Below are 722 nucleotides of genomic sequence, written 5' to 3'. Positions count from 1 at the left end.
CACGGCTCCGTCGATAGTAACCCAGCCGGTGAATGGCTCGCTGACGCTGAACGCTAACGGCAGCATCACCTACACACCTGCCTTCGGCTTTGCCGGGGCGGATCAGTTCATCTACCGCATCTGTGATCGGGTAAATACCAGCCTGTGTGACACCGCTCTGGTGGTAGTGAACGTAGGCAGTGCGGCTCCGCGAGCCAACCCGGATGTGGTGGCGGTGGCCTTCAACCAGCCGGTGACGGTGAACGTGCTGGCCAATGATGCCGACCGCAACGGCACCGTACCGGCCACACTGGCTACGGTGACTACCCCGGTGATCCTGTCTCAGCCCGCCAACGGCACGGCCGTGGTCAATGCCAACGGCAGTATCTCCTTCACGCCGGCTGTGGGCTTTGCCGGCAGCACCACGCTGGTCTACCAGATCTGTGACCGGGTGAACACGGCGCTGTGTGACACGGCCCGGGTGACCTTCAACGTGGGCAGTGCGCCCCCGGTGGCCAATCCCGACAGCTACACGCTGGGCTTCAACCAGACGCTGGCGTTGGCGGTGCTGAATAATGACTTCAGCCGCACGGGTGCGCCGGCTTCACTTACCTCAGTGACCCTGCCCACGATTGTGACGCAGCCGACGGGCGGCACGGTGGTGGTGAATACCAATGGCACCATCAGCTATGATCCCAATGACACCTTCACGGGCAACGACAGCTTCGTCTACAGGATCTGTG

The 722-nt window shown here is 62.3% G+C and carries 1 protein-coding gene; it reads left to right on the top strand.

Annotated elements, in window-relative coordinates; genetic code table 11:
• The coding region (locus ABD931_RS29115; protein WP_345271648.1) for an Ig-like domain-containing protein at positions 1-722 on the top strand (722 nt) is incomplete at both ends.

This window comes from Nibrella viscosa (assembly GCF_039541875.1).
Taxonomy (GTDB): domain Bacteria; phylum Bacteroidota; class Bacteroidia; order Cytophagales; family Spirosomataceae; genus Nibrella; species Nibrella viscosa.
Note: the sequence above shows the minus strand (reverse complement) of the source record. Positions and strands in the feature narration are given on the sequence as shown.